Annotated in this window: 22 protein-coding genes and 1 tRNA gene; 11 read left to right on the top strand and 12 right to left on the bottom strand. The window is 64.1% G+C overall.

Annotated features, from left to right (window positions below; all coding sequences use genetic code 11):
• Positions 1–24 precede the first annotated feature (24 nt).
• The 5 genes from GJ700_RS11780 to GJ700_RS11760 are packed head-to-tail and all read left to right on the top strand — an operon-like array spanning position 25 to position 5,772.
• Positions 25–1,209 carry a hotdog family protein gene (locus GJ700_RS11780; RefSeq protein WP_154373876.1) on the top strand — a complete coding sequence of 395 codons (1,185 nt, stop codon included), beginning with the start codon at positions 25–27 and terminating at the stop codon, positions 1,207–1,209.
• Entirely contained in the window at positions 1,206–2,537 is a 1,332-nt protein-coding gene (locus GJ700_RS11775) for an FAS1-like dehydratase domain-containing protein (protein ID WP_154373873.1), read from the top strand. Before GJ700_RS11780 ends, GJ700_RS11775 begins: the two co-directional genes overlap by 4 nt.
• 14 nt (positions 2,538–2,551) lie before the next feature.
• Positions 2,552–3,751, top strand: a complete 1,200-nt coding sequence (locus tag GJ700_RS11770; RefSeq protein ID WP_154373871.1) for a peptidogalycan biosysnthesis protein — start codon at positions 2,552–2,554, stop codon at positions 3,749–3,751.
• Positions 3,748–5,031: a DegT/DnrJ/EryC1/StrS aminotransferase family protein gene (locus tag GJ700_RS11765; protein ID WP_154373869.1), complete on the top strand. Its 1,284-nt coding sequence runs from the start codon at positions 3,748–3,750 to the stop codon at positions 5,029–5,031. The genes GJ700_RS11770 and GJ700_RS11765 overlap by 4 nt, the downstream gene beginning before the upstream one ends.
• A 36-nt stretch (positions 5,032–5,067) precedes the next feature.
• Positions 5,068–5,772: a class II glutamine amidotransferase gene (locus GJ700_RS11760; RefSeq protein WP_195763864.1), complete on the top strand. Its 705-nt coding sequence runs from the start codon at positions 5,068–5,070 to the stop codon at positions 5,770–5,772.
• A 91-nt stretch (positions 5,773–5,863) separates the two neighbouring features.
• On the opposite strand, the gene GJ700_RS11755 is transcribed toward GJ700_RS11760, so the two are convergent.
• A tRNA-Lys gene (locus GJ700_RS11755) sits at positions 5,864–5,939 on the bottom strand.
• 137 nt (positions 5,940–6,076) lie between these two features.
• On the opposite strand from GJ700_RS11755, the gene GJ700_RS11750 reads away from it, so the two are divergent.
• Complete coding sequence (locus tag GJ700_RS11750) at positions 6,077–7,249, top strand: glycerophosphodiester phosphodiesterase (RefSeq protein ID WP_154373865.1); 1,173 nt, start codon at positions 6,077–6,079, stop codon at positions 7,247–7,249.
• A 150-nt stretch (positions 7,250–7,399) separates the two neighbouring features.
• Positions 7,400–8,251, top strand: coding sequence for a substrate-binding periplasmic protein (locus tag GJ700_RS11745; protein WP_154373863.1), 852 nt, complete (start codon positions 7,400–7,402; stop codon positions 8,249–8,251).
• A 4-nt stretch (positions 8,252–8,255) separates the two neighbouring features.
• Here the strand turns inward: GJ700_RS11745 and GJ700_RS11740 are convergent, their stop codons facing one another.
• Both GJ700_RS11740 and GJ700_RS11735 read right to left on the bottom strand, forming a co-directional pair.
• A complete protein-coding gene (locus GJ700_RS11740; RefSeq protein WP_154373861.1) occupies positions 8,256–9,593 on the bottom strand; it encodes an APC family permease in 1,338 nt (445 codons plus the stop codon).
• The gene (locus GJ700_RS11735) at positions 9,586–10,686 is read right to left on the bottom strand and encodes an aromatic ring-hydroxylating oxygenase subunit alpha (RefSeq protein WP_154373858.1); all 1,101 of its coding nucleotides are present in this window, start codon (positions 10,684–10,686) and stop codon (positions 9,586–9,588) included. Before GJ700_RS11735 ends, GJ700_RS11740 begins: the two co-directional genes overlap by 8 nt.
• A gap of 175 nt (positions 10,687–10,861) precedes the next feature.
• On the opposite strand from GJ700_RS11735, the gene GJ700_RS11730 reads away from it, so the two are divergent.
• Together GJ700_RS11730 and GJ700_RS11725 are read left to right on the top strand one after the other, a co-directional pair.
• A complete protein-coding gene (locus GJ700_RS11730) occupies positions 10,862–11,821 on the top strand; it encodes a 3-keto-disaccharide hydrolase (RefSeq protein ID WP_154373856.1) in 960 nt (319 codons plus the stop codon).
• 86 nt (positions 11,822–11,907) lie between these two features.
• Complete coding sequence (locus tag GJ700_RS11725) at positions 11,908–12,465, top strand: RBBP9/YdeN family alpha/beta hydrolase (RefSeq protein ID WP_154373854.1); 558 nt, start codon at positions 11,908–11,910, stop codon at positions 12,463–12,465.
• A 166-nt stretch (positions 12,466–12,631) separates the two neighbouring features.
• Here the strand turns inward: GJ700_RS11725 and GJ700_RS11720 are convergent, their stop codons facing one another.
• Both GJ700_RS11720 and GJ700_RS11715 read right to left on the bottom strand, forming a co-directional pair.
• Positions 12,632–13,054 (bottom strand): hypothetical protein, encoded by a 423-nt coding sequence (locus GJ700_RS11720; protein ID WP_154373852.1) that lies wholly within the window; start codon positions 13,052–13,054, stop codon positions 12,632–12,634.
• Positions 13,055–13,170: 116 nt separating this feature from the next.
• The gene (locus GJ700_RS11715) at positions 13,171–14,097 is read right to left on the bottom strand and encodes a LysR family transcriptional regulator (protein ID WP_154373849.1); all 927 of its coding nucleotides are present in this window, start codon (positions 14,095–14,097) and stop codon (positions 13,171–13,173) included.
• A gap of 113 nt (positions 14,098–14,210) precedes the next feature.
• Here GJ700_RS11715 and mdtH point away from each other — a divergent pair, with 113 nt between their 5' ends.
• On the top strand, positions 14,211–15,473 hold the full coding sequence (mdtH, locus tag GJ700_RS11710) for a multidrug efflux MFS transporter MdtH (protein ID WP_154373847.1): 1,263 nt from the start codon (positions 14,211–14,213) through the stop codon (positions 15,471–15,473).
• On the opposite strand, the gene GJ700_RS11705 is transcribed toward mdtH, so the two are convergent.
• Together GJ700_RS11705 and GJ700_RS11700 are read right to left on the bottom strand one after the other, a co-directional pair.
• The gene (locus GJ700_RS11705; protein ID WP_154373845.1) at positions 15,394–16,011 is read right to left on the bottom strand and encodes a nitroreductase family protein; all 618 of its coding nucleotides are present in this window, start codon (positions 16,009–16,011) and stop codon (positions 15,394–15,396) included. The two genes, mdtH and GJ700_RS11705, sit on opposite strands and share 80 nt — an antisense overlap.
• Before the next feature lie 15 nt (positions 16,012–16,026).
• Positions 16,027–16,917, bottom strand: a complete 891-nt coding sequence (locus GJ700_RS11700) for an EamA family transporter (protein WP_371867925.1) — start codon at positions 16,915–16,917, stop codon at positions 16,027–16,029.
• A 91-nt stretch (positions 16,918–17,008) separates the two neighbouring features.
• On the opposite strand from GJ700_RS11700, the gene GJ700_RS11695 reads away from it, so the two are divergent.
• Complete coding sequence (locus GJ700_RS11695; RefSeq protein WP_154373843.1) at positions 17,009–17,533, top strand: MarR family winged helix-turn-helix transcriptional regulator; 525 nt, start codon at positions 17,009–17,011, stop codon at positions 17,531–17,533.
• Between the two features lie 151 nt (positions 17,534–17,684).
• Here GJ700_RS11695 and GJ700_RS11690 read toward each other — a convergent pair whose 3' ends face one another.
• Genes GJ700_RS11690 through GJ700_RS11670 form a run of 5 tightly spaced genes read right to left on the bottom strand, consistent with a single transcriptional unit; the run spans position 17,685 to position 25,095 of the window.
• Positions 17,685–19,190, bottom strand: coding sequence for an ATP-binding response regulator (locus GJ700_RS11690; RefSeq protein ID WP_154373841.1), 1,506 nt, complete (start codon positions 19,188–19,190; stop codon positions 17,685–17,687).
• A gap of 9 nt (positions 19,191–19,199) precedes the next feature.
• Entirely contained in the window at positions 19,200–19,601 is a 402-nt protein-coding gene (locus GJ700_RS11685; RefSeq protein ID WP_154373839.1) for a hypothetical protein, read from the bottom strand.
• Positions 19,602–19,604: 3 nt separating this feature from the next.
• Positions 19,605–20,780, bottom strand: coding sequence for a hypothetical protein (locus GJ700_RS11680; RefSeq protein WP_154373838.1), 1,176 nt, complete (start codon positions 20,778–20,780; stop codon positions 19,605–19,607).
• The gene (locus GJ700_RS11675) at positions 20,777–21,871 is read right to left on the bottom strand and encodes a response regulator (protein ID WP_154373835.1); all 1,095 of its coding nucleotides are present in this window, start codon (positions 21,869–21,871) and stop codon (positions 20,777–20,779) included. Before GJ700_RS11675 ends, GJ700_RS11680 begins: the two co-directional genes overlap by 4 nt.
• On the bottom strand, positions 21,868–25,095 hold the full coding sequence (locus GJ700_RS11670; RefSeq protein WP_154373833.1) for a response regulator: 3,228 nt from the start codon (positions 25,093–25,095) through the stop codon (positions 21,868–21,870). The genes GJ700_RS11675 and GJ700_RS11670 overlap by 4 nt, the downstream gene beginning before the upstream one ends.
• Positions 25,096–25,151 lie beyond the last annotated feature (56 nt).

Below are 25,151 nucleotides of genomic sequence, written 5' to 3'. Positions count from 1 at the left end.
AAAGCAACAATCATGGAAGAAGCAATGACTACCCAAGGCGCGTGCCCCGATTTCGAGGCACAGATGAAAGATTTGCTCACTGCCAGTCGTGAACAGCTGGGCTGCTCTGCCGCGGATATTGGCCGTGGTACGGGCATTGCGGACTGGACCAGTATCTCCAGGCACCTTGCCGCCACCGGCGACGACAATCCGCTGTATGCGGATTTCCAGCATGCGGCCCAATCGTGGTGGTGCGGTCCGCTGGCGCCGCCGGGATTCGTGCTCGGCGTGTTAGTGCCCGAATCGGTCGGCGCGCTGTACCAGAAGCAGTATGACGCCGTCGAGCTGCTCAACCGCGTCGACCTGTGGTGGAACGACCATATCAGGCTCGGCCAGCAAGTCGACGCCCATGCCGCACTCACCGCCGCGGAACCGGGACCGCTGGTGCGCGACCGCGCGACAGTCGACCTCACGACCCGGGCCGCGTATCGCACCGGCGGCCACCCTGTCGCGACAGCGACCGGCGTGGTCCGCGTGCAGCCGCTACAGCTCGGCAAGGAATTGATCGCCGACCGCACGATCCATCGCTACAGCGATGCCGAGATCGCGCACATCGAGGCCTGCCTGGCTGCCGAGCCAGCAATACGCGGCCCGGAACCGCGCTGGCACTCGTCGGTGTCGGTTGGCGACCGGCTGCCATCGATGGTCCGCGGCCCGGTAACCTGGTCGGAGCTCATCACCTGGATGGTAGCGGAAGGCCGTTCCGCGCCCGCCGGCAACCTGCGTTACCGACAACTGCTGGAGCAGCCCGGCAATGTGCGTGCGCATGCCGGTACGGATTGGAAGTTTTCCGAGCGCAACAAAGCGCGGGAAGACACCTTGAGCTGTGCCGACGTGGGCTTCCCGGCGCCCAGCACGCGGGGGGCGATAATGCCGGCCCTGGCAGCGCAGATGCTGACCCGCTGGATGGGCGACGATGCCTTCCTGCGGCATCTTTCGGTCTCGCTGGAGCAGCCCGTGTTTTACGGCGACACGCTGTTCATGGGGGGGCAGGTAACGCGCAAATTCATCCAGGTAATTGACAGCAAAGAATACTTTGCAGTTGCAATCGAGATTTGGGGACGCAACCAACTGGAACAGCTGGCCTTTTCGGGCAGGGCGATTGTATTCCTGCCTGAAAAAGGTCATCCGATTCAATTGCCTGTACAGAAAGAATTTTGTTCATTATGAATAATCATCAGTTTGAATCCGCCGTTGACGAATTTCTTGATCGCACCAAGGCAATGGTTGGCAGGGAAAGCGTTGAAGACCTGGCTCCGAATGCCCCGGTAGATGGCAGCGGCCCGGCGATCACGCGCTCTTTGCTGCGGCTCGACGCGGAAACCATCCGGCGCTATGCCGGCACGATTGGCGACGACAATCCGCTGTTCACCGATCCCGCCTATGGCAAGCAGTCGCTGTACGGCAGCCAGATCGCACCAGGGCCGATACTGGTGCATGCACGGTATCCCGCGGAACATGGCGCGAGCCGGCCATTTGGCTACCCGCTGGCCAATTTCATTGGCGGGATCGTGTGGGAATTTTTTGACGTCATTCGTCCCGGCATGCAGATTTCCACCTCGAAGACCCTGCGTGAAGTGCTTGAGCCGCATAGCGTGCGCGGCACACGCATCTTTCTGCTGGCGTGCGAAGTCACGTACTACGATGCCAGCAAGAAGCCGTTGGCCAAAGCGTACGGGACACTGGTGCAGGTGCCGATGAAGAATATGGGCACGACGCGGGTCATGCCGCTGGAGGCGTTGGGCGAAGCGCTCCTGTACGACCGGAAACCGTACCGCTACAGTGAGGCGGAGATGGCAGAGATTATTGCCGGTATCGACGGCGAACAGCGCCGGGGCGCGACGCCGCTGTATTGGGAAGACGTCACGATTGGCGACATGCTGCCTGCAATCCATCAGCCACCGTATGCGCTGCCGGATGCGTTGAGCTATCAATCACTGCACCAGGGCCTTGTTGGCGGTTACAGCGGCGGGCTGCTGGCCCGTTCGTTCACCCCAGCCTACAGGGATCATAAGGCCGGTGTAGGCTATCCGGATTATTCACGCGTGCACCCCGTGACGCGCTGGCCATATACGCCGGGCGACGAGCACGAGGACGTCCATCTGTGCGGCTATCGCGGACAACCGCTGCCTTTCGACTTCGGGATCCAGCGTGGCCAGATACCACAGCGCCTGCTCAGCAACTGGGCCGGCGACCAGGGGTTTTGCCGGAAGATGTCGATGACGATGGGCCGGCCCTTGTTCCATGGCGATGCCCTGGTTGTGCAAGGCCGTGTCATCGACAAAAAGCAGGTCACGGAAGCGGGTTCGAACACCGTCTATCACGCCGCCGTCGTGGCGATGGAAGGTTTCAATCAGCGCGGCGAATCGGTTTCGCGTGGTTTCGCCACGATGTATCTGCCCGCGCGCGCCACCGGCAACCCTGTGCTTCCTGTCGCGCTGACCGCTCCTGCCGAGTACGTGCCTTATCACGTGCATCGTTCGCACACCTGGTTTTAACGAAAGATATCGATATGACGTACCAAGTCATTAAATCGCCGTACGATCTTGTTGCGGACACATGGGATCAGCTTGCCCATCCCTCTCTGTACCTGAGCAGCGGTTGGCTGCGCGCCAGGAGCCGCACTGTCAAGGCCGCCGAGCGCTTCATCCTGACCTCCGGCGCCGATGGCAAGCCGCTGGCCTCCGCCCCCTGTTATCTTGCGACCGACAAGGCCCATCCGGGCTATGCGCCCGCGCAACTGCTCAGCTTCGAAGGCCTGTCCGAGCCCGAATACCAGGGTTCGGCCGAGGAATTGGCCGCGATCGAACAGCATCGCGCGATGCTGAACGCGCACAGCGCCGCATGGAATCCCGGTTTCGTGGTCGGGGCGCCTGGGCGGTATGGCGGCATCAGCACACGAGCCGGTCTCGACGAGAAACAGGCGGCAGACGCGCGCAGCGGCTTGATCGATGCGGTCGAGCACCAGGCCCGTGAAGACGGCGCACGTTCCATCAGTTGGCTCTATTTTGTCGAGGGGGAGGATGCGCTGCTGGAACAGATGCTGATGGAGCGCGGCTATGCGCGGCTGATTCTCGACGCCGAATGTTACATGCCGATCCGGTGGAACAATTTTGACGACTATTTAGCTGCGTTCCGAAATGAATATCGTGGAACTGTGAAGCACGAGATGGCGGCCATGGACGCTGCCGGCGTCAAGGTCGAAATGCACGGCGCCGAGGTACTGGGACCGGAACTGGCCGCGTTGGAGCGGCAGTGGCGGCTCAAGTATGGCCGCACACCGCCAGTGGAAGAAATCGTTGCCGACTACGAGGAATTGCGCTCCTGCATGCCCGACAGTTTGCGGGTGTTTGTCGCGACGTTGGATGGCCGGGCGATTGGCTTCGCGGTTTTCCTGGAAGAGAACAACATCTGGTATTCGCGTTTCGGCGGATTCGACTACACGGCCGGTAATCTGTTCCTGTATTTCAATTTGCTGTTCTACCGTCCGATCCAGACCATGATCGAAAGCGGCGCCGTCTCGGCCCGTTATTCCCTCAAGTCGTACGTTGCAAAACGCAGCCGCGGCTGCCTGTTGCGGAACGTACTGGCTTTCGTCAAGGCGCCGGAAGACAGTCCCATCGTGGCGCCGGCGGTACAGGCCATCAATTCGGCCCAAACGGCGCGCTTCAACGAAATCTCGAGCAAGCGAATCACGAAGGAGGAGGCATGAGCCCGCCCCTTGCGATCCACGGGGGGCAGCCCGTGCGTGAAGGGGGCTGGCCTGTCTGGCCGATCCCGGCTCCCGGGGCGCTCAATGCATTGAACGAAGTATTGCACTCGGGCCGCTGGTCGATCAGCGGACCTTATCGCGGCCAGGCCAGCTTTGACCGGCGCTTTGCCGAATCGTTCGCGCAGTATCATGATGTGCCACACTGCGTGCCGGCCGCGAGCGGCACAGCCAGTCTCATGATGGCGCTCGAAGCGTGTGGCGTCGGCGCCGGGGACGAAGTCATCACCCCGGCCTTGTCATGGGTCGCCTCGGCATCCACGATCCTTGGCGTCAATGCGATTCCCGTCTTTGCCGACGTCGACCCCCATACCCTCTGCATCGATCCGGATTCAGTGGAGCGGCTGATCTCGCCGGCGACGAAAGCGATTGTGGTCGTGCATCTGTACTCAGGTGTGGCGGACATGGAGCGTCTGACCAGGATCGCCGAACGCGCATCGATCAAACTGATCGAGGATTGCGCCCAGTCCCACGGTGCGCAATACAAATCCAGAAAAGTCGGCACCTTCGGACATGTCGGTGCTTTCAGCATGCACCATACGAAGGTGCTGACGTGCGGCGAGGGGGGCGCGACGATTACCAGCGATGCCGAACTTGCGCGCCGTCTGCAGTGCCTGCGCGCCGATGGGCGCCGCTATGCGGCGGACGCGCCGCGCCGCGGATATAGCGAGTTGATCGAGACTGGCGAGCCGATGGGGAGCAACCGCGCCCTCTCGGAGTTTCAGTCCGCCTTGCTGATCGAGCAGCTTGCCCTGCTCGACGGGCAAAACGAAACGCGCAGGCGCAACGCCGCGCTGCTCGACCGCTATATGGCCGAAATCGGCATACAAACTCAGCAGAGCGCTCCCGGTACCACGTTGCGTACGTATTCCAGCTATGTCGCGACCTTTCCTGAGGAACGCCTGAAAGGCGCCGACATCGCCGCTGTCGGGGAAGCGTTGAGTGCCGAACTGGGCATGCTGGTACGGCCCGTCTATCCGCCCATCTATGCCAATCGCCTCTACCAGCCACGATCGAGGCGGCGGTTTGCGCTGGGGGGCGATTATCCAGCTCGCATTGATGCGGAACAGTTTGCGCTGCCTGTCGCAAACGACATCGCCCGCCGCTCGGTGGCCTTCCATCATGCTGCATTGCTGGGGCCCGGGTCCGATATGGCTGACGTTGCCACGGCATTCGAGCGCGTCATCAAGCAAGTCGCCGATATCCGGTCCCATCAACCATAGCCATTTCTTTCGAGGACAGACCAATCCATGTGCCGTATGATACTTGCTACCGGTAAATTCAATACTGCCGATATCGTCCAAGCGATGGTAGCCGTCGCGCGCGGAGACACTGCGGATCACGAAGCCTCGTTTTCCCAACATCCGCACGGTTGGGGCGCCGTGTGGCGCGACATGGACGCGCCGACTGGATTGTCGGCCATGCGCGAAACCACGGCGGCCGAGATCAGCCTCCTTGCTTCCGGCCTCGCGTCGGTGAAGACGGACTTCCTGGCGATCCACGTCCGTCGAACCACGTCATCGACCACCATCGGCGCGCAATTCACGCACCCGCTGAAGCGTCCGGCGGAAGACTGGTACTTCATGCACAACGGCAGCCAGCCGACGGTCCATCAGTTTCTCGGCTTGCCATCCTCGACCTTCGATTCTGCTGAGTACTTCGATTACCTGGTGCCAGAAGGTACAGCATCGCTCGACCAGTCGGAAGCATTGGAGCGGCTGCGGAACATTCCCGAACCTGGAAGCAACTCGGGAAACGCGTTCGCGATCAAGCCCGATTGCGCCTATGTGATCCACTGGCGCTCGCCATCCGACACCTGGCCGCGCTATTTCACGATGCATGAAACAGTGTCGCCCGACTGCAGAATCATTTCTTCGGAAATCGTGCCAGCGCTGGCGCCTGCCGAACAGTGGACGCCGTTACCGCCTCAAACCATCCTGGAAATTCCAATTCCCAACGACTGATGGGACGCACCGCGCCGGCGTGACGCATTGAGGACGCAAAAAAGGCTTTCGCGCCGAAGCGGGAAAGCCTGATCTGTACAGCATGTATTCGTGGTAGGCCGTGCGGGATTCGAACCTGCGACCAACGGATTAAAAGTCCGCTGCTCTACCAGCTGAGCTAACGACCCGAAGGGCCCGCATTATACGGACCCGGCTTCGATCCTGCAAGCGATGCGGACATGATATTGAATTCGATATCAGTTTCACAAGCTTGTCATTTTTGCTGAATACAATCCGCCCGACCTCAACTCGGAAGGATTGCACAATGAACCACTTCGTACGAACCGCCATGGCCACCAGCCTGCTGGCGGCGCTGGCCGCCTGCGGCAGCACGGAAAACCCGCTGCCTACGCTCGATGGCAAGGCTCCGATGGTGCTGGCGCACCGTGGCGCCAGCGGCGCGTTGCCGGAAGAAACCGTGGAGGCGTATGCGAAAGCCATCGACATGGGTGCGGACGCCATCGAGCCGGACGTGGTTTCCACCAAGGACGGCGTGCTGATCGCGCGCCACGATCCGAATCTTGCCTACAGCACGGACGTTGCGCAGCACCCGGAATTCGCGTCGCGCAAGCGCACCATGCATGTCGATGGCGAGCTGCAGGAAGGCTGGTTCGCCGGCGACTTCACGCTGGCGGAAATCAAGACGCTGGGCGGCATCTCGACCGACGCCCAGCGCCCGCGGGAATTCAACGGCAAGTACCGCATCGCGACGATCCAGGAAATCATCGACATGATCAAGAAGAGCGGCCGCACCATCGCGCTCTATCCCGAAACCAAGAACCCCACGTTCCACCGCCAGCAAGGCTTGCCGCTGGAAGACAAGTTGCTGGCGCTGCTGGCCAACGCGGGCTGGAGCGACCGCAGCGCGCCCGTGTACATCCAGTCGTTCGAGCCGGGCAGCCTGAAATACATGCGCAGCAAGGGTTCCACGCTGAAAATGGTGCAATTGATCGATGCGGACGACGTCGATCTGACGACCGGCAAGCTGACGTACGCCGCGCCATACGACCGCCCGTACGACTGGGCGCAGGCGGGCGACACGCGCCTGTTTTCCGCCATGGTGACGCCGGCCGGGCTGGCGGAAATCAAGACCTACGCGGACGGCATCGGCCCATGGAAGCGCTATATCGTGAGCGTCAAGGGTTCCGTGGGCGCGGACGGCAAGGTGGCGGACCTCAATGGCGACGGCAAGGTCAATGAAGCGGATACGGCGACCCTGCCGGCCACCACGCTGGTCGACGATGCGCACAGGGCCGGCCTGTTCGTGCACCCGTACACTTTCCGCAATGAAAAGCGCCGTCTGGCCGGCGATTACAAGGGCGACCCCAAGGCGGAATACAAGCAATTCTTCACGCTGGGCGTCGATGGGCTGTTTTCCGACTTTGCCGATACGGCATTGGCGGCGCGTGCGGAATTCCTGCAGGAGTGGGGCCGCTGACGCACCGATCATGGCGCTACGTGTTATCCCCGATGGCCGTTGCCGGATAGCGACCTAGAATGACCGGCAGGCAGCCCGCGTGGCTGCCCCATAGTTACAGCACAGACCGTGGCAAAATAGCGGTACTGGAGCGAGGGAAAAGGGACAACCATGAAGTTCACGGGGCGCGGCGGCATCGTCATCGCCGCCATCGCCGGCGCCATCAGCGGCACCTTCGCGGCTGCTGCATGGGCCGCCGTGCCGGCACATGCCGCCGATAGCATTGAATTGCGCACCGCGGCACAGCAAGGCACCGCACCGAAATTTGTCGCGGCGGACGGCGGCGCGGCAGGCTTGTGCATCGACATTCATCGCGCCATAGAAAAAAACGATCCCGGCCTGCGCATCACAGGCGACCAGCAATGGCGGCCGTTGCCCCGGCTGGAAGCGGAATTGCGCAGCGGGACGCTCGACATCGGCTGCGGCCTGATGCGCAACCGCGAACGCGAAGCGGATCTGTCGTATGCGGAACCGGCGCTGTTTTCCGTGACGTATCACCTGGTGGCGCGCGCCGATGATCCCGTCGACGTCGCCTCCTGGGAGGACGTGCGCAATCTCGGGGAGAAGGGCGCCATCCTGGCCATTCATGGTTTCGGCCAGGTGGCGCGCTTGCGGGAACTGGGCGGGCTGGCCATCGATTCCGGCGCCACCGACGCCACCACCAACCTGCGCAAGCTGCTGGCGGGACGGGGCCGTTTCTATTACCACCGCTCGCCCGGCATTGGGGCGGAAATCCGCAAGGCAGGACTGGACGGCAAGGTGCGCGTGCTGCCCGCGACCATGGATACGCAGCGCTTCTACATGGTGGCGGGACGCCATGTGCCGGCCGGCACGGTGGCGCGCCTCAACCGCGCATTGGCGCAACTCGATGCCAGCGGCGAGTTGAAGCGCCTGTTCAGTAAATGGTACGAGGACGTGCCGCTGGAAGCCGTGCCGCCACGGATGGTGCTGGCGCGGCGCTGACGGTTCACGGCGCTTGCAGCTTGTGACGCCGGCGCGCCAGCCAGAACATTGGCAGGCTGACGGCGCCCAGCGCCACCGCCCACAGCGACGCTTCGCGTCCCATGCCGTAAAACGCCCACGCGCAATAGATGGCGGCGGCGATGGCGCAAAAACGCAGCCACGCCGCTTCGCCGTTGATTAACCCGCGCCGCCACAGCTTGTACAAACCCAACGCCCCCACCAGGTACAACGGCAGGTTGGCGGCCGTCGTCACCACACTGAGAAAAGTAAAGCCATCGGCCAGCGTGCGGCTGTAATTCATGGCCACCATGGCGCTGGCCAGCACCGCCATCAGCAGCAAGCCGTGGCCGGGCGCGTGGTGGCGGTTTTGCGTGCGCAGCCACGCGGGGAAAATGCCGTGCGCCGCGACGGACGCCGTCAGTTCGCCACCCACCAGGGTCCAGCCATTGAGCGCACCGAGGCCGCTGACCACGACGAACAACGCGACCCAGCGTCCCGCATCGGCGCCCCAGTAGCGGTTGAACAAGTCGACAAACGGCGCCCCCGATTGCGCCACGGCGGCCTGCGGCAACAGCAGCAGCGGCACGGCGGAGACGGCGATCGACACCAGCGCGGCAATCAGGGTGCCGGCGATCGTCGCGCGGGGAATGGTGATTTCCGGCCGTGTCACCTTGCCGGACGGGATGGTGGCGCATTCCACGCCCAGCATGGCGAACAGCGATACGGTGCCTGCCGCCGCCGTGGCTTCCAGCGACAGCGGGACCGCCGGCACGTGCGCCGCATACGCTTGCGGATCCGTGGCCAGCACCATCGCACCGAGCACCATGACGGCCGCCATCGGCAGCAATTTCAGCAGGGTCGATCCCATCTGCACCCGGCCCGACATGCGCGCGCCCAGCAGGTTGATAATCGTGAAGAGCCAGATCAGCAGCAGCGCCACCATGGGCGCCAGGACCGGCGCGGCTTGCACCGCCTTGCCCAGTGGTGGCGCCAGCGCCGTCAGGTAGCCCGTCACGCCGATGGCCAGCGTGGCGTTGGTGATCCACGTCGATACCCAGTAGCACCACATGACGAAGAAGGCGACGCCGCCGCCAAAGGCCCGCTTGGTGTAGCCATACGGCCCGTCTTCGTCCGGCAGCGCTTGCGCATAGCGGGCAAACACATAGGCGATGCAGCAGCATCCGGCCACGGTGACGCCCCAGCCGATAAAGGCGTTCAATCCGTAGGGCGCCAGCGATGCCGGCAGCAGGAAAATGCCCATGCCGATCACGTTGCCGACGATCAGCGACGTGCACATCCAGAAGCCCAGCGGGCGTTCCGGGGTGGCGGCGGGATCAGCCATGGGTTTGCGCATAGGCTGCGCGCAGCAGGTTCTGGAAGTGCCACACGCCGCTTTCGCGCTTCGGGTTCAGGCGCCCCGCCTGGTACGAACCGGATGCCAGTCCTTGCTGCACGTGTTCGCAAATGCCGATGTCCTCGGCCTGGATTTCATCGCTGAACGCCTGTTCCGCCGCGATGCGCGCCTGCACGTCCGGATCGTCCGTGTAGTAGTAATCGAATTCGACGACGCAATGGCCGTGGCCGTCCGGCAGCACGCGGTTGGTTTGCAGCCGTCCCGGCGTGATGTTGAGCATGATGTTCGGGTAAACGAAGTAATAAAACGCGTCGCCGTCACCATAGATGCCGTCGTTGTTGCGCAGCGGCGAATGCTGCAGCGAGTACCACGTGAACAGTTCCGTGTCGTAGGCGCGGTAATCGAGCACCTTATTCAGGCCAGGATGTACGAAGGGCAGGTGGTAGCCTTCGAGGAAATTGTCGACATAGACTTTCCAGTTGCAGGCGATACGGTAGGTATCGCGCTTGGCAAAGCGCATCGCCGATAGATCGATGGGGGCGATGCGTTCGCGGATGCCGCCAAACACGTCGTCAAACGGCGGCGCCTCATCCGACAGCGCGACGAACACCAGCCCCTGCCACTCGCGCACCTGCACGCGCGGCAGCCGTATCTGCGTCATGTCGAATTGCTGTGCATCCTGCATTTCCGTGGCGGCGCGCAAGCGGCCATCCAGCGTGTACGTCCAGCCATGGTATTTGCAGTGCAGCGCACGGGCGCCACGGCCATCGCACACGGCCAGCGGACCCGCGCGGTGGCGGCAGACGTTGTAAAACGCGGCCAGGCCGCCATCGGGCTGGCGCACGATGATCACCGGCTTGCCCGCGATGACGCCCACCACGTGGTCGCCGCTGTGTTCCAGGCTGTCCGCATGTGCGGCCAGTTGCCAGCTGCGGGCAAACACGGCCTCCTGCTCCACGTCCAGCCAGTGCGCCTCCCGGTAAAACGCGGCGTGCAATGCATGCGCGTGCTCCAGTGGCTGGAGGCGGCACGATTCCGGAGGCAACGTCAGTGGCGGCAAAGTCAGCGGCGGCAAAGGCATGGCGTCTCCGTGGCGGCAAAATTGCACTTTCGCATAATTTAATGGCGCCGGTACAGTGAACTGTCGGTAATACAACGCTCTGGCCGCGCGGCCTCCTGTCCGCATGGCTGAAATGGAGGGCGCCATGCATACTGTAACCATGGGCAGCCGCGCTGCCGTCAACCGATGAGACCCTATGCTGTTCCGCTCCGCCATTGCCGCAGTTTGCCTTGCCAGCACGTCCGTTGCGACCGCCGCCCCCGCGCAGCATGCGCCCGGGTTCGCCGATGCCGTGCTGGGGCGCTGGAACCTGACGGTGACGGGCAAGGATGGCGTGCAATATCCCAGCTGGTTCGATATCCGGCTGCGCAAGGAAACCGAATTGATGGCCACCATGGTCGGCCGCTTCGGTTCGGCGCGGCACGCGACGGAAGTCGATTACAGCGGCGGCAAGCTGGTGTTGCGCGTGCCGCGCCAGTACGAAAAAGATACGGCGGACCTGATCTTCGACGCCATGCCGGCGGGCGACCGCATGAGCGGCACCACCATCGATGAAGACGGCATTGCACTGTCATGGGTCGCGCAACGGGCGCCAGTCCTGCCGCGCAAGGCGAACCAGCGCTGGACCCGCCCGGTGGAGCTGTTCAATGGCCGCAACCTGGAAGGCTGGCGCGCGCAGCAACCCGCCGCGCAGCCATGCTGGAAAGTCGAAAAAGGGATTTTGACCAACAGCGCCGCCTGTACCAACTTGATCAGCGATGTGCTGCTGGGCGATTTCAAACTGCGCATGGAATTCATGACGGTGGCGGGCGGCAACAGTGGCGTCTACCTGCGCGGACGCTATGAAGTGCAGCTGGGCGACGCTTACGGCGCGCCGCCGGACCCGCTGCGCATGGGCGCCATCTATGGCCACCTGCGGCCGCAAACGAACGCGTCGCGCAAGCCTGGCGAATGGCAGGTGCTGGAAGTGGCGCTCAGCGGGCGCTTCGTCACCGTGACATTGAACGGCGTGACCGTCATCGATAACCAGGAAATCCCCGGCATCACGGGCGGTGCGCTGGACAGCCGCGAAGGCGACAAGGGACCGGTGATGCTGCAGGGCGACCATACGCCCATCATGATCCGCAAGGTCAGCGTGGCGCGCGCCGCCGACTGAATCGCATAACGATATAAATAAATAAACTAATTGCGGCCCAGGGGGCGTGCTAGCATGGACTCGACCTGTACAACATGGAGAGTCCGATGTCCCATCCCGTCCTGATCGTCCCCGGCATCAGCAATTCCGGCCCCGAGCACTGGCAAAGCCGCTGGCAGCAGCACAATCCGTCCTATGTGCGCGTGCCGTTCGCCGAATGGGATGCGCCGGACCGCCATGACTGGGTCGCCACCCTGGAAGCCAAGGTGCGGGAACTGGGACCGGATACCGTGATCGTGGCGCACAGCCTGGGCACGCTGGCGGTCGCGCACTGGGCGGCCGGCTACGCGGGGCGCAAGGCGCCGGTGGCGGGTGCGTTATTGGTGGCGGTGCCCGACCCGGACGGGCCGAATTTCCCGCAGCAGGCGCGCAATTTCAAGCCGCTGCCGTTGCAGCCGCTGGGTTTCCCGGCGGTGATCGTGGCCAGCGATAACGATCCTTATAGCGGCCCAGTGTATTCCGCCGCGATTGCGCAGGCTTGGGGCAGCCGTTTCATTTCGATCGGCGCGTATGGGCATATCAATGCGGCCAGCGGCCTGGGCGACTGGCCGCAGGGCAGGGCGCTGCTGGAGGAGTTATTGCAGGAGGTGGCGCAAACCGCGTAGGGCGGCTTTTACAAAGCCGCCTGCATGCGTCAACGTGGCGCATGCTTGGCGGCTTCCGCTGCGCGGAAACCGCCCTACGGATTTGTGTGCACAGGAAGGTGGGCAGCAAGACAGGACGCAAAAACGCCGCGCATCAGGCGCGGCGTTGTCGTTTACAGCGGCGGAATTACGCGCGGCTCGCGTAGCCTGCCGCCATGATGGTTTCATGCACGCCGGACAGCACGGCGCGGGTTTCATACGCGCCTGGCAGCGGTTCGTCCAGCATCAGGACGCAGGCGGTCGCCATCATCAAGCCTTCCACCATGCCGACGCGCGGCGATTCCGAAGGCTGGTTCAGCGCGGCGCTGGCCAGCGAATCGAACATGATGAAGTATTTTTTATTGCGTTTGCGTGCGCGGTCGGCGCTGCGCATCAATGCACGGCGTTGGATATCCTGCTGTGTCGGGCAAGGATCGGTTGCGAACAGCACCAGTTCCAGCTGGCCGTGACGCTCGATGTCGTCGGGGAGGCTGGCATGGCTTTCGCCATGGGGGATTTTTTCGCTGAGCATCAGGCCGGTGGATATACTGGCCAGGATCCGTATCATCATTCGGTTCTCCGGGGTCTGGGGATAACGTGACCGCAAGAGTACACCATTGTTATGTGCGCAAAATACGCACATTGTCACATTGGTAGTGCACAACTATACATTTGATTGTCTGATTGTCAGCTTTGTTTCATCTGCGCGTCACCAGTGCCTGAAACCGGTGTGGCGGTCCAGTCTTTTGCCAGCGCGCGCACTTGCTGTAACACTGTTTCTTTAGCAACGTCAGGCCGCTTTCCACTGCGCCAGGCGACCATCAATTCCCATTCCCAGCGCGGCAAATCCGATAGCGCTAACTGCTGCAATTGCCCAGTGCGCAGCAGGCGCGCCGCCGCCATTTCCGGCATAAAGGTGAGGAATCCATGCTCCAGCGCCAGTTCCAGCGCGGCGCTCGACGGCTGGATCGTGTGGATCGGCTGGTCGACCGTGCGGTGCGCGCGCAGCCGGGAAATCAGCGTGTCACATTCCGGACCCCAATATTGTGGTGCAAGTTGCGCGTTTGCCACATCGGCCACCGCGCGGGCATGCGCCAGCGGGTGGCCGCGCCGTACAACCGCCACGATCGGCGACAGGCACAGGCGCTCCAGGCGGATGCCGGCCACCGCCGGGCAATTCAGCACGAAGCCCAGTTGCGCGCGGTCCGTCAACAGCATGTCCATGATGATGGGCGAATGGTCCGTCGTGCAGCGGATTTCCAGCCGGGAGCTGACCAGCGCCGGCAACAGCGCGCCAAACACGGTGGAGGCCAGCGATGGCAGGCATGCCAGCGTCACGGTGGGCAAGGCCGGCGTGCCCCGGACGGCCAGTTTGCCGGCATCGAGCGCGGCCAGCGCGTCGCGCGCCGACGGCGCGAAGGCCAGGCACGCTTCGGTCGGCATGGCGCCGCGCCGGTGGCGGCGGAACAGTTGCGCACCCACCTGCTGTTCCAGCGCGCCGATGCGCTGGCTCACCTGCGGCTGCGACCAGCGCCGCCGCGCCGCGGCCTGGCTGAAACTGCCGCACGCCACGATGTCCAGCATCAGACGGAGGTCATCGAAATCAATCGCCATGTTGATCGCCCGTATTTTCTGTCATAAAAAATTCAAATAGAAATTATTTCAGTATTATGGATTCTATTATGGCTGGACCTTCCCTACCATGACAGCTCAAACGGGAGATGATCATGCAGGGTGCGGAGCGGGCAAGGAAGTTGGGCAAGCGGTTTGTCGTGACCGACCACATGCTGGTGGTGATGGGGTTTTACCTGGTGTTCCCGATGGTTGCACTGCGCTTTGTCGACCAGCTGGGCTGGGCGGCTGCGGCGGTCGGGCTGGCGCTGGGCGCGCGCCAGGTGGCGCAGCAGGGACTGGGGCTGGTAGGCGGATCGCTGTCGGACCGCTACGGCGCGCGGCCGATGGTGGTGGCGGGCATGCTGTTGCGTGCGGCCGGATTCGCCGTGCTGGCGTATGCGCATAGTCCGCTGCATTTGTTTATTTCCTGCGTGCTGTCCGGGCTGGGAGGCAGCCTGTTTGAACCGGCGCGCGGCGCGCTGGTGGTGAAGCTGACGCGGCCCAATGAGCGCAACGGCTTCTATGCGTTGCTGATGACATTGGAAAGCGCGTGCGCCGTGACGGGCGCGCTGCTGGGCACGTGGCTACTGTCATTTGATTTTTACTGGGTGGCGCTGGGCGGCTGCGCCGTGTTCGTGCTGGCCGCGCTGCTCAATGCGCTGGTGCTGCCGGCCTACCGCGTCGCGGCCCCCGGCACGGGGGCGCTGGCGGCGCTGCGCACGCCGCTGGCCGACAAGCCCTACCTTATGCTGGTGCTGGCGCTGAGCGGCTATTACGTGCTGAACGTGCAGTTGATGATGCTGCTGCCGGTGCTGGTGACGAAGGTGGCGGGGACGCCGCAAGCCGTGGCGTGGATGTACAGCATGGATGCGGCGCTGTCGGTGCTGCTGCTGTATCCGCTGGCACGGCTGGGTGAGCGTTATCTGACGGAGCAGGTGCGTCTGTTGTGCGGGCTGGGATTGATGACGGCGGCGCTGGCCATGGTGCCGCTGGCCGCCGGTGTATTGCCGCTGTTTGCCGTGGTGGCGCTGTTTTACCTGGGCTTGCTGGTGGCGGAACCGGCCCGTGAATCGCTGGTGGCGCGGTATGCCCGTGTCAGTGCACGCGCCAGCTACATGGGGCTGAGCCGCATCGGGCTGGCGCTGGGCGGCTTGCTCGGCTATGTGGCGGGCGGCTGGCTGACCGACAGCAGCCGCGCGCTGCACATGCCGGCGCTGCCATGGCTGGTGCTGGGCGGGATCGGCGCCATCACGTGGCTGATACTGGCGCGCCAGTTCAACCAGCCGCGTACGCCGCTTACGCCAGCTCCAGCACTTCCGACAGCGGCTTGCGGCGCTTCGGCGGCCAGTTGTCCTGCGCCGCATACCCCACGGTGACCAGCATCACCGGTACCTCGCGCTCAGACAAATTGAATTCCCGCGCCACGCCGGCCGCATCGAACCCGCTCATCGGACACGTGACCAAGCCCATGCCTTCCGCCGCCAGCATCAACGTCATGGCGGCCAGCGAAGCGGAACGCACCGCTTCATCGCGCTGTAATTGCGGATTGCCCGGGTGGGCACTGCTGGCCATGGCGACCCAGCTGTCCACTACCGGCTGGGGCAGAATGCCCGCGTCGACGGATGGTTGCAGCGCGCGCGGCAATCCCTCGTGCGCATTCAGGGTGCCGCAGATAATGAACGTGACGGCGGCATCGGTCACCTTTTGCTGGTTGTAGGCGACGGCCTTCAGGCGCTCCTTTGCCGGTTGCGCGCGCACGGCAATGAATTTCCAGTTCTGGAAGTTGTAGGCCGACGGCGCCAGCGTGGCCAGGCGCGCCAGTTCCGTGATTTGCGCATCGGTGAGCTGGCGGCTGGTATCGAAATGATTGACGGACGCGCGGGATTCGATCAGTGACGTGATGGTGCTTTGCATGGGACTCCTTCGGTTTCAGGCGGAACGGCGTTGAACAAGCTGTGAAGCAGGCGCCTTGCCTTGCGCCGCCCACTGCACGGTAAGAATGCTGGCCAGGACGATCGCCATGCCCAGCAGTGAAATTCCATCGAGGCGCTGGCCCAGCAGCGCCCAGCCCAGCACCACGGCGGTCAATGGACTGAGCAATCCCAGCGACGACACCGCCACCGGCGACAGCCGCGCCACGCCGCGGAACCACAGCGCATACGCGGCCATGGCGCCCACCAGTGACAGGTAGGCGTAGGCCAGCACTTGCGCGCCGGTCAGCGCTGGCAGTGGCGGGTCGAACGCCAGCGCGGCGGGCGCCAGCATCACACCGCCCGCCAGCAATTGCCAGCCCGTGAAGGCCAGCACGGGCACATCGGTTTTCCAGCGCTGCGCCAGGTACATGCCGGCCGCCATGCTGGCGGCGCCCGCCAGTGCGGCGGCGATACCGGCCGCATCCCATACGGCGCCCGGCGACAGCAACAGCGCGGCCATGCCGCCGATGCCGGCGACGGCGGCGGCGATGGCGACACCGCTGGAACGGCGCCCATCGAGCGCCCACGCCAGCGCCATCACCAGCAACGGCTGGATCGCGCCCACCACGGCGGCCACGCCGCCAGGCAAACGGTAGGCCGCAACGAACAGCAGGGCCTGGAAGAAACCGATGTTCAGTGCGGACAGCAGCAACAGGCGGCCCCATTGCCCTTTCGCGGGCAACTGCCGCGTGTATGCCGTCAGCAGCAGGCCGGCGGGCAAGGTGCGCAGCAGCGCGGCAATGAAGGGGCGGTCCGGCGGCAGGAATTCCGTGGTGACGATGTACGTCGAGCCCCAGATCGCGGGCGCCAGCGCGGTCAGCAGGACATCCAGTTTGCGTTGCTGCACAGGTCCTCCGATTTATCTTCAATTCAAGATAAATCCAGCATAGCATATAATTTGAAATCAAGATAAATCGTGCAATGAACCGGAGCCGCGTATGGCAAACAGCAGAGGTGGGAAGGCGCGCAGGGCGCCGGACGCGGTGGACGCCATCCTCGCGCAATGGGAACGCGAGCGGCCCGACCTCGATTGCAGTCCCATGGGACCGATCGGCCGCATCAAGCGCTGCGCCGCGCTGTTGCAGCGCAAGCTCGATGAAACGTTCGCAAAATTCGGGCTGAGCTTCTGGGAGTTCGACGTGCTGGCCACGCTGCGCCGCTCCGGCGCGCCTTACTGTCTGGCGCCGACCGCGCTGTTTTCCACGCTGATGATCACGTCCGGCACCATGACGCACCGTTTAAAGGGACTGGAAACGCGCGACCTGGTGCTGCGCCTGCCAAATCCCGAGGATGCGCGCAGCGTGCTGGTGCAGCTGACGCCCGCCGGGCTGGCGCTGATCGACCGCGCGGTGGCCGCGCACGTGGAAAACGAGCGGCGGATTTTGTCGGCGATCGGGGCGGAGGAGTTGGCGGTGCTGGATGAGCGGTTGTCGCAGTTGCTCAATGCGCTGGAGCGGGAGTGACGGAGACATCGCCGATGTGCGGGCTTGGCGGCTTCCGCTGCGCGGAAACCGCCCTACGGAGTTGGCGTCAACAATTGGATGAGCGGCATGCGGCCTGAAATCCGTAGGGCGGTTTCGCGCAGCGAAGCCGCCATGCCTGCGTCGACGCGGCTCACGAACCAGCCAATTCCCCCAATGTGATAGTCAGCGTCGTCCCCGCTTCCACCGACGTCTCCAGCAAAATGTCCCCTCCATGCGCCCGCGCAATCAGGCGGGCCGAATACGTCCCGATCCCTGATCCATCGCGCTTGCCATGGGTGGCATACTTGTCAAAGAACCGCCCCCGCACTGCATCGGCCACCGCGCCCGGATTGTGGATGCGGATGATACCGGCCGCGTCGAGCGTAACACGCACAGCCTGGCCCTCCGTCACCGCCTCCACGGCATTTTTCACCAGATTGTGCACCATCGAATACAGTAGCAACGGATTGCCCAGTCCCTGGGGGGCATCGGGCGCCATGCCGGCGGCGATCGTCGCGCCACGGGCGGCGGCCAGCGGCCGGCATTCCGCGGCCACGCGCAACAGCAGCGCCGCCAGGTCGACCTGCTGCACGGCGAAATCCGGGGCGCCGCTTTCTATCCGGTACAGCGCGTTCGACAGTTGCAGCATCTCCAGCGTATCGTGCGCGGCCGCCTCGATGGCCTGCACCTGGCCCAGCTGCGCCGGTGGCAACCCACCTTCATCAATCAGGCGTGCCGCCATGCCGACGATGGCCGCCAGCGGATTTTTCAAGTCGTGCCGCATCATGCGTTCCACTTCGTCGCGCAGGCGGGCGTTTTCCAGCGCAAGGTCCATTTGCTCGCGCAGCGCTTCATGGGCGCGCGATACGCGCAGCGCGGCAGCCACGCGCGCTTTCAGAATGGGCGGTTCGATCGGCTTGGCCACGTAATCGACAGCACCCAGTTCCAGGCCAGCCACCGTGCGTTCCGCATCGCTGACGGCCGTCAGGAAAATGACCGGGATGTGCGCCGTGTCCGGGTTGGCTTTCAGCCGGCGGCACACTTCAAAGCCATCCATTTCCGGCATCAGCAAATCCAGCAGGATCAAGTCCGGTGGCGATGCCGCGCACAGTTGCAGCGCCTTGTCGCCCCGCGCCGCCAGCTTGACCTGGTATGCGTCGCGCAGCAAGCCGCTGACCAGCGTCAGGTTGGCGGGGGTGTCGTCCACCACGAGGATGCGCGGCGCGCCCGTGGCAGGTGAAGGACTTGCGGCCGCTTCGCGGCGCGCCACGGGCGCATGGCCCCGTCCCGCCAGCAGTGCGCCGATGCGGCGTGCGAATTCTTCGGAACGGAAGGGCTTCAGCAGGAAGTCGTCGACGCGCGCGGCTATCGCCGCTTCCAGCCGCTCGCGCTGCACTTCCGCCGTCACCAGCACGAACGGCACTTGCGCCAGTTGCGGATGGTTGCGTACACGCTGCAGCAATTCCAGGCCGCTCATGCCTGGCATCGACCAGTCGGACAGGATCAGTGTGTATGGCCACAAGTCCAGCAGGCGCAGCGCATCTTCGCCGCTGCCGGCAGTGTGGACGTTGGTGATGCCCATGCTTTTCAGCTGGTAGACGAGGATATCGCGCATGGCGACGAAATCGTCGACCACCAGCACCATCTGGTTCGACATAAAAACTCCCTATTTCCGCAGCAGGATGTTCAGGCCCGGCTTCACATCCGCTTCGTCGATGTATCCCAGCGCTCCCGGCGTACCCTGCACATAGCTGATGACGTCGGCGGCGCTGGCCAGCTCACGGGGCGGCACGCCCTTGCCGATATAGCGCCGCACGGTCCAGTAAGCCGTGTACTTTTCCTCGTCCTGGTTCAGGTACGCTTGCAGGAACTGGTTGCGCTGGGCGCTGCCGCTGCGCAGATGCACGGCAGCCACGCTGACGCCGGCCACTTCCACCACCTTGCCGCTGTAGATTTTCTGCACCACGGCTTCATCCAGGCGCGGCACGCTGGCGTGGCCGATCAGCACCACGCCAGCCGCGGCATGGGTGCACAGAAACAGCAGGCAAGCGGTCAGCAGTTTGCGCATGGGTCAGTAGGAAACGCTGTATGACAGCGACATCACGTTCAAGCGCTTGTCGCTGGCTGCCGCGTCATCGATGAAGCTGGAGCCGGAACGGACTTTCACGTGCATCAGCTCCGCCTTCAGCTTGCTCGACGGCGTCAGCGCATACGACACGCCCAGTGCCGCCGACGACTGGTCGTCAAAATATCCGCTGGAGGACGATTGGCGTGCTGCCTTGTCCGTCAACAGGCGGCCCATCGTCACATATGGTGTCCATGGACCGGACTGGTACAGCAGCGACGCATAGGCGCCCTGGGTATTCTTTGGGGTGATGGCATTGACCACGCGGCGGCGCGCATATTCGCTGACGAAGCGGAAGTCGTTGCCGACGCCCACGTCCGCGCCCAATAGCCAGACGCGCGTATCGAGCTCGCCGCCATTGGACAGGACTGAGCCAGGGGCGAGGACATCGGTCCCCGGCGCAGCGCTGGTGAAGTCGCCGGCGCCTGCCGGGGGATTGCCAAAGAATCCGGCGCTGATACCGATCAGCGCCCGCTGCCAACCCATGCGGTACGTATCGTCGCCATTGCGCAGGCTGAGCACCAAGCCCCCTGTACGGGTGTGGAGCTCGGTGGCACCGCCGGTGCTGCCAACGTTGCCGCCGCCCGCATTGCGGGGCTGTACGCTGCTGCGGCCCGCATAGCCATCCAGGCTCAGGTCGCCCCAGGCCAGCGGCCAGCTCTTGCTGAACGAGGCCCCCGTGTAGTCGGTGGTGGGGGCGGTGGAATACACTTCGGTAGGCATACGCATCATCGCGTACGAGGCGCCGACATCCATGTTTTCCGAATAAAGGTACATCGGCATGCGCAGCTTGCCCGCGCGCAGCAGCAAGTCGTTGCCCGGGCGGTAAGAGAGGAAAGCCCAGGGCAACGACGCATCCCATTTGTGGTCGTCGCTGATGGACGGCGCCAGCCGCGCCTGCACGGTGGCGCTCCAGCGCGGCGAGAATTCCGCAGTGCCTTGCAGGCCAAGCAGCGAATCGCGCTTGATGGTGCCGGAATCGTCGGTAAAGCGTTCGTAATTGAATTCCCGGTCCGAGCGGGCATAGCCCAGCGTGCCGAAGGCGGACCAGCTCAAATCCGTGGCGGAAACAGGCGCCGCCAGCAGCAGTGCCAGTGAGGGCAGGGTGCAATGCAGTTTCATTCGTCGGCCCACCGCTGCGCAATGACTTCGAATTGCGGCAACAGCGCCAGCATGGCTTGCACCACCTCCGGGTCGAAATGCTTGCCGCTGCCATCCGTGATGAAGGCGGCGGCCTGGCTGCTGGTGAAGGGTTCCTTGTATGGGCGGCGTGACAGCAGCGCATCGTAGACGTCTGCCACGGCCATCAGGCGAGCGGGCAGGGGAATCGCATCGCCCGCCAGCCCGTTCGGGTAGCCTGAACCATCCCACTTTTCGTGATGGCATAGCGCAATCTGGCGCGCGACGTTAAGGAACTCGCCCCGTTCGCCCATATGGGTGCCGGCGCGCGTCAGGATGTCGGCGCCGCGCTGTGCGTGGGTTTTCATGATGGTGAATTCTTCCGGCGTCAGCTTGCCGGGTTTCAGCAGGATATGGTCGGGAATGGCGATCTTGCCGACATCGTGCAGCGGTGCGGACTTGGTCACCAGTTCGATGAATTCCGGCGTCAGCAAATCGCGGTGCCGCGGATTCTTTGCCAGCACCTGCGCCAGCAGGCGCACATATTCCTGCGTGCGCACGATATGGTTGCCGGTGCACTCGTCGCGGAATTCCGCCAGCGCCACCATCACGTAAATCGATGCATCCTGCAAATGGTTGATTTCCGACAGGCGCAACTCGACTTGCTGCTGCAGCCACGCGTTGCGGTCTTGCAGGAAGTCTTGCCATGCCTTGGCCTGCAATTGCGTGCGCACGCGCGCCGCCACGATGGGCAGGCTGATCGGCTTGTGAATGAAATCCGCCGCGCCCAGCGACAAGCCATATTCCTCGTCTTCCGGCGCGGATTTCGCGGTCAGGAATATAATCGGCACGCGCTGCGTGGCGGGATCGGCTTTCAGGCGGCGGCATACTTCATAGCCATCCATTTCCGGCATCATCACATCCAGCAGCACCAGGTCGGGGGGCGTGGCCGCCGCCAATTGCAGCGCCTTGGCGCCGTTGCCTGCCAGCTTGACGCGGTACTGGTCCTTCAGCAAATCGTGCAGGATGGTGACGTTGGCAGGCGTATCGTCGACCACGAGGATGGTGGGGCGCGTGGGTATCAGTGTGCTCATGGTGTACTCGGGGAAACTTGACGGTCGGCTTCTGGCAGCAGCGCCAGGGCCTGGTCGAAATCAATCTGGTCCAGCGCGCTGCTGATTTGCCGCACGGTCTGGGGCGGCAGGGCCACGGCAAACGATGCCTTATGTTCCTGCCACAGCACGATGCCATCGCCATCGCAGTCCTCCAGCAGTGCGCGCAGGCGGCCCAGGCAGGCGGGCAGCGGCGCCTGGCCGTCCGGCGCGCCGCTGTCGGTCGTGTCCTCGGTGGGCGAGGGCAGGCTGGCCAGCAGTGGCGGCAGCGCATCGGCCAGCGCCACCAGCGGCGCGGCGGCGGCATAGGGATCGGCTTTGGCGAATGCGCGCTCCAGCTGCGCGCCCAGGTTGGCGATGGTATGCGCGCCGATGGTACCCGCCAGGCCTTTGAGCGTGTGCGCCACGCGCTCCGCCTGCGGCCAGTCCTGTCTGTCAACCAGTGCGGCCAGTTCGGCCGGCGTGTTTCGGCAATATTGGCCGAAGCGCTCCAGCAGCGCCACGTACATGACGGTGCGTCCGCCGCAGCGGCGCAAGCCCGCGGCCTGGTCCAGGCCTGCGATAGGTGGCAGCGGCGGCGCCATGCCGGGGGCTGCGATGGCGGCTGACTGGTACGGCTGCGCGGCGCGGCCTGCGTTGCTATCTACGCTGTTATCCGCGTTATCGCCCACGTAATGGTGCGCCAGGGCCGCATACAGTTCGGACGGTTCCACCGGCTTGCAAACATGGCCATTCATGCCGGCGGCAAGGCACCGTTCACGCTGTTCCACCAGCGCATGGGCCGTCATGGCCAGGACCGGCAGCGAGGCGAAGCGGGGATCGGCCCGCAGGCGGCGCGTGGCTTCGTAGCCATCCATGACGGGCATTTGCACATCCATCAGCACCGCGTGGTAGTGGCGCTCCGGCGCTGCGTCCAGGTGGTCCAGCGCTTCGGCGCCGTGTTCCGCCGTGTCGACCCGCACACCCTGCGATTGCAGCAATTCCAGCGCGAGCTCGCGGTTGATGGCATTGTCTTCGACCAGCAGTACGCGCATGCCGCACAGCGAAGTACCGGGTGTGCCGGCGCCAATGCCTGCAACGTCGGCAAGCGGCGGTACGGCAACCCCGTTCAGCGTGGCGAGCAGCGAACGCAATGCACCCGGCAGCACCGGCTTGGGCAGAAAATGCGTTGCGCCCAGGCGTCCGGCAGCCGCATGGATGTGTTCCGCATCGTACGACGACACGATCACGGCGCATGGCCCGGGCTGTTCCATGCGCTGCAGCACGGCGTCGCCGGCCAGTCCCGGCATGGCCCAGTCCAGCAGCAGCAAGTCGTATGGCCGTCCCGCCGCGCGGGCTTCGGCCATCATGGCCAGCGCCGTGGCGCCATCGGGCGCGCAGGCGACACCGGCATTGCCTACACCCAGTGCGCCCAGCATGCCGGTCAGCACGCTGCGCGCTTCGGCATTGTCGTCCGCCACCAGCACGCGCAATTGCATGTTGCCGGGCAGCGGATCGGCAGGGGTGGCGGCATCGGCGAATACGGGGGCGGCGCCAAGGCGGACGGTGAAGCTGAAGGAGGATCCACAGCCAGGCAGGCTGTCGACGGTGATTTCACCGCCCATCAAGTCCACCAGGCGGCGGGAAATCGTCAGGCCCAGTCCGGTCCCGCCAAAGCGGCGCGTGGTGGAGCCGTCCGCCTGCGTGAATTCCTGGAACAGTTGGGCAACCTGTTCTCGTGTCATGCCGATGCCGCTGTCGCGCACCGTGAAGCGCAATGCGATGTCGTCGCCGCTGCGCTGCACTTGCGCCACGTCCAGCCGCACGTAGCCCTGCGCCGTGAATTTCACGGCGTTCGACAGCAGGTTGGTCAGCACCTGTCCCAGCCGCAGCGCATCGCCCGTCAGCGCGCCCCGTTCGCCCACCAGCGCCGCATCGTCCATGCCCAGCAACAGTTCCAGTTCCTTTTCGCGCGCGGCCTGCTGGACCAGCGCCAGCGAATTGGCCACCACGTCTTCCAGGCGGAAGCGCGACTGTTCCAGTTTCAGTTTGCCCGCTTCGACCTTGGAAAAATCCAGGATGTCGTTGATGATCCCCAGCAGCGATTTCGCCGCCTGGTGCACCTTGTTGACGTAGTCATGCTGGCGCGGCGCCAGCCCGGCCTGCAAGGCCAGGTAGCTCATACCGATAATGGCGTTCATCGGCGTGCGGATTTCGTGGCTCATATTGGCCAGGAACATGGACTTGGCGCGCGTGGCATCTTCCGCGTGGCTGCGCGCGGTTTCCAGTTCGCGCTGGGTGGCGGCGCGGGCCGCGATATCGCCTTCGATGGCGTGCGCCATGCTGTCGAAAGTGGCGCCCAGTGTCGCCAGTTCATCGACCGCACCGTCTTCGGCGGCGAAGCGGGTCGAGTAATCGCCCTTGGCGACTTTGCCGGCCGCCGTGCCCAGCATGTGGATCGGCCGCAGCACCTTGCGGCGGATGACCTGGCCGATCAGCAGCACCAGCGCCACCGTGATCACCAGCGAAATCACGCACAGCGCGATGCGGCTTTCCAGGCGCTGCTCGGCCTGCGCCATTTCCATGCTGGTGCGTTTGGCCGTCAGCGCGCCCAGTTCGCCCACCGCGGCCGACAAATCCGCTTTGCGCAGGCTGTAGTCGCGGCTGTGCACCAGCGAATTGGCATAGTCGCGGTGCGGTTCGCCGTCGGAGACGAAATCGCCGAGTTCCGGATCGTACAGCCCCTGGGTGGCGGCAAAGGCGATTTGCTCCGTCTGCTTCATCGCGTTGGTCGCGGCCAGCACCTTGCTCAGCGCATTGAATTCCGCCGAGCCAAAGCGGTGCCGTTTCATGCGTTCGGCCAGCGACAGGCGCACACCGTTTTCCGGTAAGCGATGTTCAATGCGGCCGGCGATGGCGGCATCCCAGTACGTGGCGGGATCGTAATCGGCCGGCATCGGCTTGGCGCCTTCGCGGATGCCGAGGATGTCGTAGTAGTAAAAGAGGTAGCGCGTCTCGCCGGTGTCCGTGTACAGCCGCACCAGCGACGTCAGGCGGTCGGTTTCCTGTTGCAGGCCGGCCGTCAGCGCCAGCGCTTCCTGGCGCGAGCGCTGCGATGCGACGGTGTCGCCATAAGCCCGGTGGATCAGGAACATCAGCCAGCAGTTCGCACCCAGCGACAGCAGGACAATGGCGGAGAACCAGGCGGTGACTTTGCGCAGTTTCATAATGGCGCAAAGTTAGCATGGGATTGCCTGCTGGTAAGTAATCTTTACCTAATTTA

This window comes from Pseudoduganella rivuli (assembly GCF_009674485.1).
Taxonomy (GTDB): Bacteria; Pseudomonadota; Gammaproteobacteria; order Burkholderiales; family Burkholderiaceae_D; genus Rugamonas; species Rugamonas rivuli_B.
The sequence above is the reverse complement of the archived record's forward strand: the minus strand, read 5'-3'. Positions and strand labels throughout refer to the sequence as shown.

Coding starts and splice junctions, on each gene's coding strand:
- GJ700_RS11780 (WP_154373876.1), top strand. CDS start 25: ATGACTACCCAAGGCGCGTGCCCCGATTTCGAGGCACAGATGAAAGAT.
- GJ700_RS11775 (WP_154373873.1), top strand. CDS start 1,206: ATGAATAATCATCAGTTTGAATCCGCCGTTGACGAATTTCTTGATCGC.
- GJ700_RS11770 (WP_154373871.1), top strand. CDS start 2,552: ATGACGTACCAAGTCATTAAATCGCCGTACGATCTTGTTGCGGACACA.
- GJ700_RS11765 (WP_154373869.1), top strand. CDS start 3,748: ATGAGCCCGCCCCTTGCGATCCACGGGGGGCAGCCCGTGCGTGAAGGG.
- GJ700_RS11760 (WP_195763864.1), top strand. CDS start 5,068: ATGATACTTGCTACCGGTAAATTCAATACTGCCGATATCGTCCAAGCG.
- GJ700_RS11750 (WP_154373865.1), top strand. CDS start 6,077: ATGAACCACTTCGTACGAACCGCCATGGCCACCAGCCTGCTGGCGGCG.
- GJ700_RS11745 (WP_154373863.1), top strand. CDS start 7,400: ATGAAGTTCACGGGGCGCGGCGGCATCGTCATCGCCGCCATCGCCGGC.
- GJ700_RS11740 (WP_154373861.1), bottom strand. CDS start 9,593: ATGGCTGATCCCGCCGCCACCCCGGAACGCCCGCTGGGCTTCTGGATG.
- GJ700_RS11735 (WP_154373858.1), bottom strand. CDS start 10,686: ATGCCTTTGCCGCCGCTGACTTTGCCGCCACTGACGTTGCCTCCGGAA.
- GJ700_RS11730 (WP_154373856.1), top strand. CDS start 10,862: ATGCTGTTCCGCTCCGCCATTGCCGCAGTTTGCCTTGCCAGCACGTCC.
- GJ700_RS11725 (WP_154373854.1), top strand. CDS start 11,908: ATGTCCCATCCCGTCCTGATCGTCCCCGGCATCAGCAATTCCGGCCCC.
- GJ700_RS11720 (WP_154373852.1), bottom strand. CDS start 13,054: ATGATGATACGGATCCTGGCCAGTATATCCACCGGCCTGATGCTCAGC.
- GJ700_RS11715 (WP_154373849.1), bottom strand. CDS start 14,097: ATGGCGATTGATTTCGATGACCTCCGTCTGATGCTGGACATCGTGGCG.
- mdtH (WP_154373847.1), top strand. CDS start 14,211: ATGCAGGGTGCGGAGCGGGCAAGGAAGTTGGGCAAGCGGTTTGTCGTG.
- GJ700_RS11705 (WP_154373845.1), bottom strand. CDS start 16,011: ATGCAAAGCACCATCACGTCACTGATCGAATCCCGCGCGTCCGTCAAT.
- GJ700_RS11695 (WP_154373843.1), top strand. CDS start 17,009: ATGGCAAACAGCAGAGGTGGGAAGGCGCGCAGGGCGCCGGACGCGGTG.
- GJ700_RS11690 (WP_154373841.1), bottom strand. CDS start 19,190: ATGTCGAACCAGATGGTGCTGGTGGTCGACGATTTCGTCGCCATGCGC.
- GJ700_RS11685 (WP_154373839.1), bottom strand. CDS start 19,601: ATGCGCAAACTGCTGACCGCTTGCCTGCTGTTTCTGTGCACCCATGCC.
- GJ700_RS11680 (WP_154373838.1), bottom strand. CDS start 20,780: ATGAAACTGCATTGCACCCTGCCCTCACTGGCACTGCTGCTGGCGGCG.
- GJ700_RS11675 (WP_154373835.1), bottom strand. CDS start 21,871: ATGAGCACACTGATACCCACGCGCCCCACCATCCTCGTGGTCGACGAT.
- GJ700_RS11670 (WP_154373833.1), bottom strand. CDS start 25,095: ATGAAACTGCGCAAAGTCACCGCCTGGTTCTCCGCCATTGTCCTGCTG.